This is a genomic window from Nitratireductor sp. GZWM139 (assembly GCF_030068685.1).
GTDB classification, from domain to species: domain Bacteria; phylum Pseudomonadota; class Alphaproteobacteria; order Rhizobiales; family Rhizobiaceae; genus Nitratireductor; species Nitratireductor aquimarinus.
Genome location: NZ_JAMQML010000013.1, coordinates 101,783 through 115,405, shown reverse-complemented (window position 1 = coordinate 115,405; position 13,623 = coordinate 101,783). Strand labels below are relative to the sequence as shown.

Below are 13,623 nucleotides of genomic sequence, written 5' to 3'. Positions count from 1 at the left end.
ATGCTGGTGGACAGCCATTGTCATCTGGATTTTCCGGATTTCGACGAGGATCGCGCCGCGTTCATGGAGCGCGCGCGCGAGGCCGGCGTCGGCCTCATGGTCACGATCTCGACGCGCGTGCGTCAGTTCGACCGGATTCTGGCAATTGCAGAAGCTCACGATAACGTTCTTTGCTCCGTGGGCACGCATCCGCACAATGCGGATGAGGAACTTGATGTAACGGCAGAAGAGCTCGTGCGTCTGGCGCAGCACCCCAAGGTGGTGGCCATCGGCGAGGCGGGTCTCGACTATTTTTACGACAAGGCTCCCCGCGAAGCACAGGCGCAGGGTTTTCGCACGCACATTGCGGCGGCGCGTGAAACCGGCCTGCCGCTGGTCATTCATGCCCGCAACGCCGATAACGACATGATCGCCATTTTGCGCGAGGAGACGGACAGGGGCGCATTTCCCTTCATCCTGCATTGCTTCTCCTCGGGGGCAGGTCTTGCAAAGGCCGGCGTGGAGCTTGGCGGATATGTTTCCTTCTCCGGCATTTTAACCTTCCGCAACTCGCAGGCGCTGCGTGACATCGCCGCGACCGTGCCGCATGACCGGCTTCTGGTGGAAACGGATGCGCCCTATCTCGCGCCCGTTCCCAATCGAGGCAAGCGCAACGAGCCGGCCTTCGTCGCACACACGGCGCATGTTCTGGCCGAAACCATCGGCCTTTCCGATGCCGAGACGGCCAACCTGACCACGGAAAACTTCTTCCGCCTGTTCAAGAAAGCGCCGCGGGACGCTGCCGCGCGGTGAGCGATCTGCTGCGCCTGACGATCCTGGGATGCGGTTCCTCTCCGGGAACGCCGCGCATCACCGGCGATTGGGGCGCGTGCGATCCGGCCAATCCGAAAAACCGTCGCCGCCGCTGCGCGGCGATGGTGGAGCGCGTTTCGGCGAGCGGCGGCATCACCCGCGTCGTCATCGACACCGGCCCCGATTTTCGCGAGCAGATGATCTCCGCAGGCGTCGACCGGCTGGACGCCGCCGTCTACACGCATCCCCATGCGGACCATATTCACGGCATAGATGATCTGCGCGGCTTCGTCATGAACCAGCGCCATCTCATGGATGTCTACGCCGACAAGCCCACGCTCCAGCGCCTGATCGAAGCCTTCGGCTATTGTTTCGAGACGCCGCCCGGCAGCAATTATCCGCCGATCCTGAAGGCGCACCCGATCAGCCATGAAGCGCCTTTCTCCATCAATGGCGCGGGCGGGCCGCTGACATTCCAGCCGCTGCCGCAAATCCATGGCGACATTCTCTCGCTCGGCTATCGCATCGGCGGGCTGGCGTACTGTCCCGATGTCAGCCAGTTTCCAGAAGAGACGCCTGCGCTGATCGCCGGTGCGGATGTTCTGGTCATCGACGCCCTGCAATACCGCCCGCATCCGAGCCATTTCTCGCTGGAGGAGGCGCTTGGCTGGATCGAGCGGCTTTCGCCAAGGCGCGCAGTGCTCACGCATATGCACATTCCACTCGATTACGAGACCGTGCTGCGCGAGACGCCGGATCATGTCGAACCCGGTTTCGATGGCATGGTGATCGAGATACCCATGGAGGAGGGGGAGAAGACCGATGAGCAAGAGCATCAGGCGGGTGCAGGCGGCGGCTGAGGCCGCCGGACTGGAGATCGAAGTCAAGCGCATGGGTGAATCCACCCGCACCGCCGAAGAGGCGGCGGCCCAGTGCGGCTGCAGCGTGGCGCAAATCGTGAAATCCCTGATCTTTCAGGGTGAAGAGAGCGGAAAGCTCTATCTGTTTCTGGTTTCCGGGAGCCGTCAGCTGGCGCTCGACAAGGCGTCGGCGCTGGTGGGCGAAGCGCTCAAGCGGGCCGACCCGCGCCATATCCGCGAGGTGACGGGTTTCGCCATTGGCGGTGTGTCGCCTCTCGGTCAGCCGGACGACGTGCTGCGCTTCGGTGATGAAAGCCTGCTCGGCTATGATGTGGTGTGGGCAGCCGCCGGCGCGCATGACGCGGTGTTTTCCGCGATGCCCGGCGCTCTGTTTGACGCGGCTTCAGTGAAGCGCGCCGACATCGCCTGAGTTTTGAGCACAGGAAGATTGAAAGGGCGGGGCCTCACCGGCGCCCGCCCTTTTCCCGATCACTGCCCGTAACGCTCGATCCCGAGGCCGTTCGTGTCGATCTCGGGCTTGCGGCCGGAAATGATGTCGGCGATCACGCGCCCGGAACCGCAGGACATGGTCCAGCCCAGCGTGCCGTGGCCGGTGTTCAGGTAAAGCCCGTCGAGACGCGTCGCGCCGATGATGGGCGGGCTGTCAGGCGTCATCGGGCGGAGACCGGACCAGAAGGTGGCGTCGGAGAAGTTCGCGCCATTGCCGAACAGATCGCCGGCGGAGAATTCCAGCGGGCGGCGGCGCGATTCCGGCACCGACAGGTCGAAGCCGGAAATTTCCGCCGTACCGCCGACACGAATGCGGTCGCCCAGCCGGGTGATGGCGATCTTGTAGGTCTCGTCCATGACGGTGGAGACCGGCGCGCCGGCTTCGTTGGTGATCTTGGCAGTCAGCGAGTAGCCCTTGACCGGATAGACCGGGATGTGGAGGCCGAGCGGCCGCAGCAGCGCCGGTGAATAGCTGCCGAGACAGACGAGAACTGCATCGGCCTCGAAGCGTCCCTGATCCGTCTCGACACCGGTCACCCGCGCGCCGTCCCTGACGAGGTTTTTGATCGACACGCCGTAGCGGAAATCGACCGAGGAGGCCGCCAGTTCCGAGAGCCGTGTGGTGAACACCTGACAGTCGCCCGTCTCGTCTCCCGGCAGCCGCAGACCGCCGACATATTTCTCCTTCACCGCGCCCAGTGCGGGTTCAGCCGCGGCGCAGCCATTCCGGTCGAGCACCTCGAAAGGCACGCCGAACTGTTTCAGGATTTCAATGTCGCTGCCGATGCCGTCGAGCTGTTCCTGCTTGCGGAAAAGCTGAAGCAGGCCCTGGCTGCGCTCATCATAGGTGATGCCGGTTTCGGCGCGCAGTGCGCGCAGGCAGTCGCGGCTGTATTCGGCGATGGGCACCATGCGCGACTTGTTGAGCGCGTAGCGTGCCGAGGTGCAGTTCAAGAGCATCTTGAAGAGCCAGGACCACATGACCGGATCGAGGCGCGGGCGGATCGCCAGCGGACCATTCTTCATCATCAGCCATTTGATGGCCTTGAAGGGCATGCCGGGGCCGGCCCATGGCGACGAGTAGCCGGGCGAAATCTCGCCGGCATTGGCAAAGCTGGTTTCCAGCGCCGGGCCTTCCTGGCGGTCGATAACCGTGACGTCATGGCCCTGTTGGGCGAGATAGTAGGCTGAGGTTACACCGACAACGCCGGCGCCAAGCACGACAACGCGCATGATGGGTACTCCGAATGACTTTTGGATCTGGGGGATTTGGGGAAGGCGCGAGTGCTACGCCGGGATGAAAAACGCCCGTTGCGGCACGGCGAGGGCGTGCCTTCGCCGATCGGGGATCAAGCCTGCGTGGGACGTTGTCGGGGAACTGCGCGCGACGCGATGCGGGCGCATGAAAACGATGCTGCGAGCCGTGGGGAAACGGCTTTCCATGGTCGTGAACACTTTATGCAACTCCACCGGGTCGTCGGTGGCGGACCCGGAAATCAGAACCGAAATTTCAGGTGGTTTGGATTTCCGGCCCCCGGTCGACGGTCTTGCAACCGCGCCAGGGCTAGATGCTTGCGATCAGGCTACCCGCGTGGTTGCAGAAGCGAACGCGGTCCCTCGATTTTCCGGGTGTGAAACGCATGCGGTGGAGGCTCTCGAACAATCAAACAAGGAGCAGGGTTACGCACCGGATACTAGTGAATGTTGCGAAGGATGCAACAGGAATTCGCAGCATCTTGCGCAAATCGAGAGCAGGACGATCAGCTTGTGCGGTCGTCGATCAGAATATTGGGTTTGGCAAGCGTCGTCAGCCCGTCGAGATCAGACAGCGTGACCTCGGTGCCTTTCACCTGCACGCCATAGGGTTTGAGCGTATTGAAAGCACGCGACAGGTTCTCCGGCGTCATGCCCAGAAGCGAGGCGAGGGTGCGCTTGTCATAGGGCAGTTCAAGCGTGCCGTTTGCGCCCTGGTCGGCGTGGTAACGCAACAGCCGGTTTGCCAGACGCTCCACGGAACTGCGCAGCTTCAGATCCTTGTGTTCCTTGACGACCGAGCGGTAACAGCTCGCAAGCTCGACAACGATGGCGCGGGCAAAGGCGTCGTCCGCCTCGAACGCGGCCCGAACATTCTCCGCCGGGATCATGAGAACCTTGGACTTCTGGCAGGTGCGCGCCGACATCAGATAGACGGCATCCTTCAGCACGGCCGCCAGAATGAAGGTGCCGATGGGATGCACCATGCCCATCGTGGCCTCGCGTCCGTTGGCGCGGGCGAAAAGCTCAACGCGCCCCTCGGTGACCACATAGAGAAAGTCCGCCGGATCACCTTCGCGGATCAGTTCGAGCTGGGCGGGAAAGGTTTGCAGATAAGCGGCCTGAATCAGCGCCTCAAAAGCCGAATCCGACATGCTCTTGAAGAGGCGCAGCGCTCGGATCTCCGGAATATCTGAAGGCCGCATGTATCCCCCTTTTGATAATTATCAATCGCGCGATTGATAAAAGTCAGTCTGTCATTTTGCTGGCCCGGCCGTCAAACTTGATGGCTGCACCCCTGCTGCCGAAACATTTCCCGCAGCGTCTTATTTCCCATCCCGTGCTCCAGAAGTTTGATCTGCATCAAACTTCTTCGAAGGAATGCCCCGAAACTCGCCCCGTTATAGCCATCGGAGCGGCGCGTGCCGCTTGTGAGGAAAGGGCGGACACATGAGTTCCCTCCAAGGGGTCACTCCCCGACAGCAAAACACAATTCTTGGCATGAGCACATTGGCTTTCACCGTGTGCTTTGCCGTTTGGACCATTTTTTCCATCATCGGCGTTCAGATCAAAGAGGATCTGGGCCTGACCGACACGCAGTTCGGTCTGCTTGCCGGCACGCCGATCCTGACCGGTTCCTTGTCCCGTATCTTCCTGGGCATCTGGACGGATCAGTATGGCGGGCGCATCGTCTATGTCCTGACGATGCTTGCGGCAGCCGCCGCGACATTCGCGCTCTCCTACGCCACGACCTATGAGACAATGCTTCTGGCGGCGCTGGGCGTCGGTCTTGCCGGCGGCTCGTTCGCCGTGGGCGTGGCCTATGTGTCGAAATGGTATCCGAAGGAAAAGCAGGGCACGGCGCTCGGCATTTTCGGCGCCGGCAATGTCGGCGCGGCGGTCACCAAATTCGTCGCGCCCTTCGTCATGGTGGCCTTTGGCTGGACCATGGTTGCGCAGGTCTGGGCCGCCGTTCTGGTCGCCATGGCCATCGTGTTCTGGCTGACAACCGAAGATGATCCGGACCTGAAGTCCAGGCGGGCAGCCGGCGCAAAGGCGCGCGGCACCTTCATGCAGCTCGAGCCGCTCAAGAACCTGCAGGTCTGGCGCTTCTCGATCTACTATTTCTTCGTGTTCGGCGGCTTCGTCGCGCTCGCGCTCTGGCTGCCGCGCTATCTGGTCGGCGTCTATGAACTGGACATCAAGACGGCCGGCATGATCGCCGCCTTCTACTCGATCCCGGCCTCCATCTTCCGCGCCTATGGCGGACATCTTTCCGACCGGTATGGCGCGCGCCGCATCATGTACTGGACCTTCGGCGTGGCGCTGGTGACGACTTTCATGCTGTCCTATCCGGACACGGATTACATCATCCACGGCATTCGCGGGCCGATCACCTTCTCGACCAGCCTGAGCCTGGTGCCCTTCATCCTGCTGATCTTCGTTCTGGGCTTCTTCATGTCGCTGGGCAAGGCTGCGGTCTACAAGCACATTCCCGTCTACTATCCCGATCACGTGGGGTCTGTCGGCGGTCTCGTCGGCATGATCGGCGGTCTTGGCGGTTTCGTTCTGCCGATCACCTTCGGCGTTCTGCTCGACATGACGGGCGTGTGGACCACCTGCTTCATGCTCTTGTTCGGCATCGTCGCGGTGTCGCTCGTCTGGATGCACTTCTCGATCCGCCAGATGGAGAAGACGGCGCTGTCGCGCGAACTCGGCGCGCTGCCCGAACTGCCTGAAATGCAGCCGATCCATGAGAAAGACAAGCATGGCGGCATGGCCGGCGTGATCGAAGACTGGCGTCCGGACGATGAAACCTTCTGGAACGAGAAGGGCAGGGCGATTGCCCGGCGCAATCTCTGGATCTCCATTCCCGCGCTGCTTCTGGCCTTCTCGGTCTGGATGGTCTGGTCGGTGGTGGTGGCCAAGCTGCCGAGCATCGGCTTCGACTACACGACCGATCAGCTATTCTGGCTGGCGGCTCTGCCGGGGCTTTCGGGCGCAACGCTGCGCATCTTCTACTCCTTCATGGTGCCGATCTTCGGCGGGCGCTTATGGACGACATTGTCGACCGCTTCGCTCCTGATCCCGGCCTTCGGCATCGGCTATGCGGTGCAGAACCCCGAAACGCCTTACCTGATTTTCCTGGTCCTGGCGCTTCTGTGCGGTCTTGGCGGCGGCAACTTCGCTTCCTCCATGGCCAACATCTCCTACTTCTTCCCGAAGTCGGAGAAGGGCAATGCGCTTGCGCTCAATGCAGGGCTTGGAAATCTCGGCGTCAGCGTCATGCAGTTCCTGGTGCCGGTGGTGATCTCGACAGGCGCATTCGCCTTCGCGGTCGGCGATGGCCAGATGGCCAGCGATGGCACCATGCTGTGGCTCCAGAATGCGGGATTCATCTGGGTTCCGTTCCTGATCGTCTCGACCATCGCCGCATGGCTCGGCATGAACGACATCGCCTCCGCGCGCGCCTCGTTCGCCGAACAGTCGATCATCTTCTCGCGGTTCCACAACTGGGTGATGTGCATTCTCTACACGGGCACGTTCGGCTCCTTCATCGGATATTCGGCCGGCTTCCCGCTGTTGATGAAAACGCAGTTCCCTGAGGTGAATGCGCTCTCCTACGCCTTCCTCGGCCCATTGGTCGGCGCGCTCTCGCGGGCGGGCACCGGGTGGGTTTCCGACCGGTATGGCGGCGGACGCGTCACGCTGTGGACCTTTGCGGGCATGATCGTGGCGGTCTGGGGTGTGCTGCAGTTCCTGCCCCTGAACGGCACGGGCGGCAATTTCTGGGGCTTCTTCGCCTGCTTCATGGCCCTGTTCTTCCTGACGGGCGTGGGCAATGCGTCGACCTTCCAGATGATCCCCTCGATCATGCGGCTCGAGATCCCGCGGCTGATGCCCGAGCTCGACAAGGATGCTTCGGTCAAACAGGCCGAGCGCGAGTCGGCGGCCATCATCGCCTTCACCTCGGCCATCGCAGCCTATGGCGCATTCTTCATCCCGAAAGCCTACGGCTCCTCGATCGCCATGTCCGGCGGGCCCGAAATGGCCCTGTGGGGTTTCCTGATCTTCTACGTGGTCTGCATGGGCCTCACCTACCTCTTCTACACGCGAAAAGGCGGGCTCCTGCATGCCGTTGAGCGGGCCGGAAACACCCGGCCAGCCAGCACCGTGCCAGCAAGCTGAAAAGGACCAAGCGATGTCACATCTGTTAAACCGTCTCAACTTCCTGGCGCGGAAGAACACGGGAACCTTCTCCGACGGTCACGGCGTCACGACCAATGAAAGCCGTGACTGGGAGGACGCCTACCGCAAGCGCTGGCAGCACGACAAGATCGTGCGCTCCACCCATGGCGTGAACTGCACAGGCTCCTGCTCGTGGAAAATCTACGTGAAGGGCGGGATCGTCACCTGGGAAACGCAGCAGACCGACTATCCGCGCACGCGGCCCGATCTGCCCAACCATGAGCCGCGCGGCTGTTCGCGCGGCGCCAGCTACTCCTGGTACATGTACTCGGCCAACCGGGTGAAATATCCGCTGGTGCGCTCGCGGCTTCTGAAACTGTGGCGGCGCGAACGGGCGGTGAAGACGCCGGTCGGCGCATGGGCGGCGATCCAGCAGGATCCGGCCAAGCGCGCCGAATACACCAAGGTGCGCGGTCTTGGCGGCTTCGTTCGGGCAAGCTGGGACGAGGTCAACGAGATCATCGCCGCAGCCAACGCCTATACGGCGCGCACCCATGGTCCCGACCGGGTGATCGGCTTCTCGCCGATCCCGGCCATGTCGATGGTCTCCTATGCGGCGGGTTCGCGCTATCTGTCGCTTCTGGGCGGCACCTGCATGTCGTTCTACGACTGGTATTGCGACCTGCCGCCGGCATCTCCCATGACCTGGGGTGAACAGACGGACGTGCCGGAATCGGCCGACTGGTACAATTCCAGCTTCCTCATCCTCTGGGGCTCCAACGTGCCCCAGACCCGCACGCCGGACGCCCATTTCTACACGGAAGTGCGCTACCGGGGCGCAAAATCGGTGGTCGTGTCGCCGGACTATTCGGAAGCGGCCAAGTTCTCCGACATCTGGCTGCATCCCAAGCAGGGCACCGACGCCGCGCTCGCCATGGCCATGGGACATGTCATCCTGCGCGAGTTCCACCTTGACCGGCAGGCGGAGTATTTTGAGGATTACTGCCGTCGCTACACCGACATGCCCATGCTGGTGCGGCTTGTCGAGAAGGACGGGCGTTATGTGCCCGACCGGCTGCTCCGCGCCTCCGATTTCCGGGGCAAGCTCGGCGAGAAGAACAATCCCGAATGGAAGACCGTCGCAATTGACCGCAAGTCGGGCAAGATCGTCGCGCCGGCCGGCTCCGTCGGCTTCCGCTGGGGTGAGAAGGGCAAGTGGAACCTGGAGAGCAAGGACGGCAAGGGTGAGGATGTCGAGCTCGAAATGAGCCTGATCCTCGATGCCGACCGCGACACGGTCGCCAATGTGGCGTTCCCCTATTTCGGCAATCGCGAGCACGATCATTTCGCCGGCACGGACCATGACAGCGTTCTCGAACGCGCCGTGCCCGCCAAAAAGGTCACGCTCGCTTCCGGAGAGGCGCTGGTTGCAACCGTGTTCGACCTGTTCGTCGCCAATTACGGGCTCGACCGGGGGTTGGGCGACAATAGCTGCGCGAAATCCTATGACGATGAAGCGCCCTATACGCCGGCCTGGGCCGAGAAGATCACCGGCGTGCCGCGCGATCACATCGTCACGGTCGCCCGTGAGTTCGCGCTCAATGCCGAAAAGACCAATGGCCGCTCGATGGTCATTCTCGGCGCGGGCCTGAACCACTGGTACCACATGGACATGAACTACCGGGGGATCATCAATCTCCTGGTCATGTGCGGCTGCGTCGGCCAGTCCGGAGGCGGCTGGAGCCATTATGTGGGACAGGAGAAGCTGCGCCCGCAGACCGGCTGGCTGCCGCTCGCCTTCGGGCTCGACTGGGGCCGTCCGCCCCGGCAGATGAACTCGACCTCCTTCTTCTACGCGCACACGGACCAGTGGCGCTATGAAACGCTGAAGGTGGACGAGATCCTGTCGCCGACCGCGCCGGAAGGCCCGTGGGACGGGACACTGATCGACTACAACATCCGCGCCGAGCGCATGGGCTGGCTGCCATCGGCCCCGCAGCTGAAGACCAATCCGCTGGATGTCGCAAAGGCGGCGGGCGAGGCTGGTCAGGAGGCCAAGGATTACGTCGCGGCGCAGCTCAAGTCCGGCGATCTGCAGATGTCCTGCGAAGACCCGGACGATCCGGCCAACTGGCCGCGCAACCTGTTCGTCTGGCGCTCAAACCTGCTCGGCTCCTCGGGCAAGGGGCATGAGTACTTCCTGAAACATCTGCTCGGGACGGCGAATGGCGTCATGGGCAAGGATCTGGGCGAAGAAGGGCGGCAGAGGGCGCGCGAGGCCGTCTGGCACGAGACCGCGCCTGAAGGAAAGCTCGACCTTCTGGTCACGCTCGACTTCCGCATGTCGACCACCTGCGTCTATTCCGACATCGTTCTGCCGACGGCGACCTGGTACGAGAAGAACGATCTCAACACGTCCGACATGCACCCCTTCATCCACCCGCTTTCAAGCGCGGCGGACCCGGCCTGGGAGGCGCGCAGCGACTGGGACATCTTCAAGGGCATCGCCAGGAAATTCTCCGAAGTCGCGCCCGAGGTTCTGGGCGTGGAGAAGGACGTTGTTCTGGTGCCGATCCTGCACGACACGCCGGGCGAGCTTGCCCAGCCCTTCGAGGTGGAGGACTGGAAGACCGGAAAGGTGGAGCCTGTTCCGGGGAAGACCATGCCGGCAGTCGCCGTGGTCGAGCGCGATTACCCGAACCTCTACAAGCGTTTCACCGCGCTCGGGCCGCTCATGGACAAGCTCGGCAATGGCGGCAAGGGCATTTCGTGGAACACCGAGCACGAGGTGGAGGCCCTTGGCCGTCTCAACGGCGTCGTTACGGAGGAGGGCGCAACGAAGGGGCGTCCGCGCATCGACAGCGATATCGATGCGACCGAGGTGATCCTCATGCTCGCGCCGGAAACCAATGGCGAGGTGGCCGTGAAGGCCTGGGATGCGCTGTCCCAGAACACGGGCCGCGACCACACCCATCTGGCGCTGCCCAAGGAAGACGAAAAAATCCGCTTCCGCGATGTGGTGGCCCAGCCGCGCAAGATCATCTCCTCACCGACCTGGTCGGGACTTGAATCGGAGAAGGTCTGCTACAATGCCGGCTACACCAATGTGCATGAGCTGATCCCCTGGCGCACCATCACCGGCCGCCAGCAGCTCTATCAGGACCATCTGTGGATGCGCGCCTTCGGTGAGGCGTTCTGCGTCTACCGGCCGCCTATCGACACCAAGTCGATCAATCCGATGATCGCGGAGAAGTCGAAGGGCAAGCCTTCGGTGGTGTTGAACTTCATCACGCCGCACCAGAAATGGGGCATCCACTCCACCTATTCCGACAATCTCCTGATGCTGACGCTCAATCGCGGCGGTCCGGTCGTGTGGATTTCGGAGGAAGACGCGAAGACGGCGGGTCTGGTCGACAATGACTGGGTCGAGGTCTTCAACGTCAACGGCGCGATCGTGGCGCGTGTCGTGGTCTCCCAGCGCATGAAACAGGGAACCGTCTACATGTATCACGCGCAGGAAAAGATCGTGAACACGCCGGGGTCGCAGATCACCGGCCAGCGCGGCGGCATCCACAATTCGGTGACCCGCGCCATCACCAAGCCGACGCACATGATCGGCGGCTACGCGCACCAGGCATACGGCTTCAACTATTACGGCACCGTCGGCTCCAACCGCGATGAATTCGTCGTGGTGCACAAGATGGAGGAGGTGGACTGGATGGAAGGGCCTTACCGCGAAACCGGCGAAAAGAAGGAGGCGGCAGAATGAAAGTCCGCGCGCAAATCGGCATGGTGCTGAACCTCGACAAGTGCATCGGGTGTCACACCTGCTCCGTCACCTGCAAGAACGTCTGGACGAACCGCGAGGGCGTTGAATACGCCTGGTTTAACAATGTCGAGACCAAGCCCGGCATCGGCTATCCGAAGGACTGGGAAAACCAGAAACGCTGGAATGGCGGCTGGGTGCGCAGGGCCAATGGCCGCATCGAGCCCAAACAGGGCGCGAAATGGCGCATTCTGGCAAAGCTCTTCGCCAATCCGGACCTGCCGGAGATCGACGACTATTACGAGCCGTTCGATTTCGACTACAGCCACCTTCAGACGGCGAAGGAAAGCCAGACATCGCCCACCGCCCGCCCGCGGTCGCAGATCTCGGGCGAGCGGATGGAGAAGATCGAATGGGGCCCGAACTGGGAGGAAATCCTGGGCGGCGAGTTCGCCAAGCGGTCGAAGGACTACAATTTCGAAGGCGTCGAAAAGCAGATTTACGGCGAGTTCGAAAACACCTTCATGATGTATCTGCCGCGCCTGTGCGAACACTGCCTGAACCCAACCTGCGTGGCCTCGTGCCCGTCGGGCGCCATCTACAAGCGCGAGGATGACGGCATCGTCCTGATCGATCAGGACAAGTGCCGTGGCTGGCGCATGTGCGTCTCGGGCTGCCCTTACAAGAAGATCTATTACAACTGGTCTTCGGGCAAATCCGAGAAATGCGTGTTCTGTTATCCGCGCATCGAGGCTGGCCAGCCCACGGTCTGTTCGGAAACCTGCGTCGGGCGCATCCGCTATCTGGGCGTGGTGCTCTACGATGCCGACCGCATCGCCGAGGCCGCATCCGCTCCCAACGAGCAGGATCTCTATGAAGAGCAGCTCAAAGTGTTCCTCGATCCCAATGACCCGGAGGTCATCGCCCAGGCGAAGAAGGACGGCGTGCCCGATGCCTGGCTTGAGGCCGCCCGTAAATCGCCGGTCTGGAAGATGGCGATGGAGTGGAAAGTGGCGTTCCCGCTTCACCCGGAATACCGCACGCTTCCAATGGTCTGGTATGTGCCGCCGCTTTCGCCGCTCCAGTCTGCGGCCGAAGCCGGCAAGATCGGCCTTGATGGCGACATGCCGGACGTGCGCTCGTTGCGCATTCCCGTCCGCTACCTCGCCAATCTTCTGACGGGCGGCAAGGAAGCACCGGTCGTCTCCGCGCTCGAACGCATGCTGGCCATGCGGACATACATGCGCGCCAAGACGGTCGATGGCGTCATCGACGAGGCCGTTGCCGGCAAGGTCGGCATGAGCAACGAGATGATCGAGGAAATGTACCACGTGATGGCCATTGCCAATTACGAGGACCGTTTCGTCATTCCCACCAGCCATCGTGAAATCTCGGAAGACGCATATGACGTGCGCGGCTCCTGCGGTTTCACCTTCGGCAATGGCTGCTCGGGAGAAGACACGGGCACGGATCTGTTCGGCGGCAAGCGCACCCGCACGGTGCAGACGCCGGTTGGCAAACTTTCGGAGGGCGTGTGATGCAAACCGCACTGAAAATCATTTCCCTGCTTCTGTCCTATCCAAGCGCTGACCTGCAGGCGGCGACACAGGAGGTGAAAACCTCCATCGCCGGCGCAGACGGGATCACCGGGACCCAGAAGCGCCTTCTGGAACGGCTGGCCGACGATCTTGGCGGGCTCGACCTCTACGACGCACAGGAGCGCTATGTGTTCCTGTTCGACCGCACGCGTTCGCTGTCGCTTCATCTGTTCGAACATGTCCATGGAGAGAGCCGGGATCGCGGTCAGGCGATGGTTGATCTGCTTGCCATGTATGAGGCGGACGGCCTGTCCATCGACGCAAAGGAGATGCCGGACTATCTGCCGCTCTTCCTCGAATATCTGTCGATCAAGCCGGACGCGGAAGCAGCGGAACTCCTCGGCCAGACCGGCCATATCCTGAAGGTCCTGCGCGAGCGGCTAAAGAAGCGTCAGTCGGTCTACGCCAATGCGTTTGCGGTTCTGGAGGCGCTCGCCTCGGGGGAAGCCGATCCGAAACTGGTGCGTGAACTCCTTGAGACGCCGGAAGACGATCCGGCGGATCTCGAAGCGCTCGACCGCATCTGGGAGGAAGAGGCCGTGACGTTTGCCGGCAATGCCGGTGAAAACGCCTGCGGTCCCGACCGTCTGCAACGCCAGATGCGCGCCCATCAACGCCGCCCGGACGCTCCCGCGCCGGCAACCAATCTCTGAGT

9 protein-coding genes are annotated in these 13,623 nt (G+C 62.3%); 7 read left to right on the top strand and 2 right to left on the bottom strand.

What is annotated here, in order from left to right:
* From NDI72_RS16225 to NDI72_RS16215, 3 genes are read left to right on the top strand one after another with little or no spacing between them, the layout of a single operon-like run.
* The gene (locus NDI72_RS16225; RefSeq protein ID WP_283800975.1) at positions 1–792 is read left to right on the top strand and encodes a TatD family hydrolase; all 792 of its coding nucleotides are present in this window, start codon (positions 1–3) and stop codon (positions 790–792) included.
* Complete coding sequence (locus NDI72_RS16220) at positions 789–1,652, top strand: MBL fold metallo-hydrolase (protein WP_206547570.1); 864 nt, start codon at positions 789–791, stop codon at positions 1,650–1,652. The genes NDI72_RS16225 and NDI72_RS16220 overlap by 4 nt, the downstream gene beginning before the upstream one ends.
* A complete protein-coding gene (locus NDI72_RS16215; RefSeq protein ID WP_113155193.1) occupies positions 1,615–2,082 on the top strand; it encodes a YbaK/EbsC family protein in 468 nt (155 codons plus the stop codon). The genes NDI72_RS16220 and NDI72_RS16215 overlap by 38 nt, the downstream gene beginning before the upstream one ends.
* Before the next feature lie 59 nt (positions 2,083–2,141).
* On the opposite strand, the gene NDI72_RS16210 is transcribed toward NDI72_RS16215, so the two are convergent.
* The gene (locus NDI72_RS16210) at positions 2,142–3,395 is read right to left on the bottom strand and encodes a D-amino acid dehydrogenase (RefSeq protein ID WP_283800973.1); all 1,254 of its coding nucleotides are present in this window, start codon (positions 3,393–3,395) and stop codon (positions 2,142–2,144) included.
* Between the two features lie 527 nt (positions 3,396–3,922).
* Positions 3,923–4,621: a cyclic nucleotide-binding domain-containing protein gene (locus tag NDI72_RS16205; protein WP_206552564.1), complete on the bottom strand. Its 699-nt coding sequence runs from the start codon at positions 4,619–4,621 to the stop codon at positions 3,923–3,925.
* A gap of 244 nt (positions 4,622–4,865) precedes the next feature.
* On the opposite strand from NDI72_RS16205, the gene NDI72_RS16200 reads away from it, so the two are divergent.
* Genes NDI72_RS16200 through narJ form a run of 4 tightly spaced genes read left to right on the top strand, consistent with a single transcriptional unit; the run spans position 4,866 to position 13,621 of the window.
* Positions 4,866–7,604 (top strand): nitrate/nitrite transporter, encoded by a 2,739-nt coding sequence (locus tag NDI72_RS16200; protein ID WP_283800972.1) that lies wholly within the window; start codon positions 4,866–4,868, stop codon positions 7,602–7,604.
* Positions 7,605–7,617: 13 nt separating this feature from the next.
* The gene (locus NDI72_RS16195; protein WP_283800971.1) at positions 7,618–11,373 is read left to right on the top strand and encodes a nitrate reductase subunit alpha; all 3,756 of its coding nucleotides are present in this window, start codon (positions 7,618–7,620) and stop codon (positions 11,371–11,373) included.
* The gene (gene narH, locus NDI72_RS16190; RefSeq protein ID WP_113155198.1) at positions 11,370–12,908 is read left to right on the top strand and encodes a nitrate reductase subunit beta; all 1,539 of its coding nucleotides are present in this window, start codon (positions 11,370–11,372) and stop codon (positions 12,906–12,908) included. The genes NDI72_RS16195 and narH overlap by 4 nt, the downstream gene beginning before the upstream one ends.
* Positions 12,908–13,621 carry a nitrate reductase molybdenum cofactor assembly chaperone gene (gene narJ / locus NDI72_RS16185; RefSeq protein WP_283800970.1) on the top strand — a complete coding sequence of 238 codons (714 nt, stop codon included), beginning with the start codon at positions 12,908–12,910 and terminating at the stop codon, positions 13,619–13,621. The genes narH and narJ overlap by 1 nt, the downstream gene beginning before the upstream one ends.
* The last annotated feature ends 2 nt before the right edge of the window (positions 13,622–13,623 follow it).

Coding starts and splice junctions, on each gene's coding strand:
- NDI72_RS16225 (WP_283800975.1), top strand. CDS start 1: ATGCTGGTGGACAGCCATTGTCATCTGGATTTTCCGGATTTCGACGAG.
- NDI72_RS16215 (WP_113155193.1), top strand. CDS start 1,615: ATGAGCAAGAGCATCAGGCGGGTGCAGGCGGCGGCTGAGGCCGCCGGA.
- NDI72_RS16210 (WP_283800973.1), bottom strand. CDS start 3,395: ATGCGCGTTGTCGTGCTTGGCGCCGGCGTTGTCGGTGTAACCTCAGCC.
- NDI72_RS16205 (WP_206552564.1), bottom strand. CDS start 4,621: ATGCGGCCTTCAGATATTCCGGAGATCCGAGCGCTGCGCCTCTTCAAG.
- NDI72_RS16200 (WP_283800972.1), top strand. CDS start 4,866: ATGAGTTCCCTCCAAGGGGTCACTCCCCGACAGCAAAACACAATTCTT.
- NDI72_RS16195 (WP_283800971.1), top strand. CDS start 7,618: ATGTCACATCTGTTAAACCGTCTCAACTTCCTGGCGCGGAAGAACACG.
- narH (WP_113155198.1), top strand. CDS start 11,370: ATGAAAGTCCGCGCGCAAATCGGCATGGTGCTGAACCTCGACAAGTGC.
- narJ (WP_283800970.1), top strand. CDS start 12,908: ATGCAAACCGCACTGAAAATCATTTCCCTGCTTCTGTCCTATCCAAGC.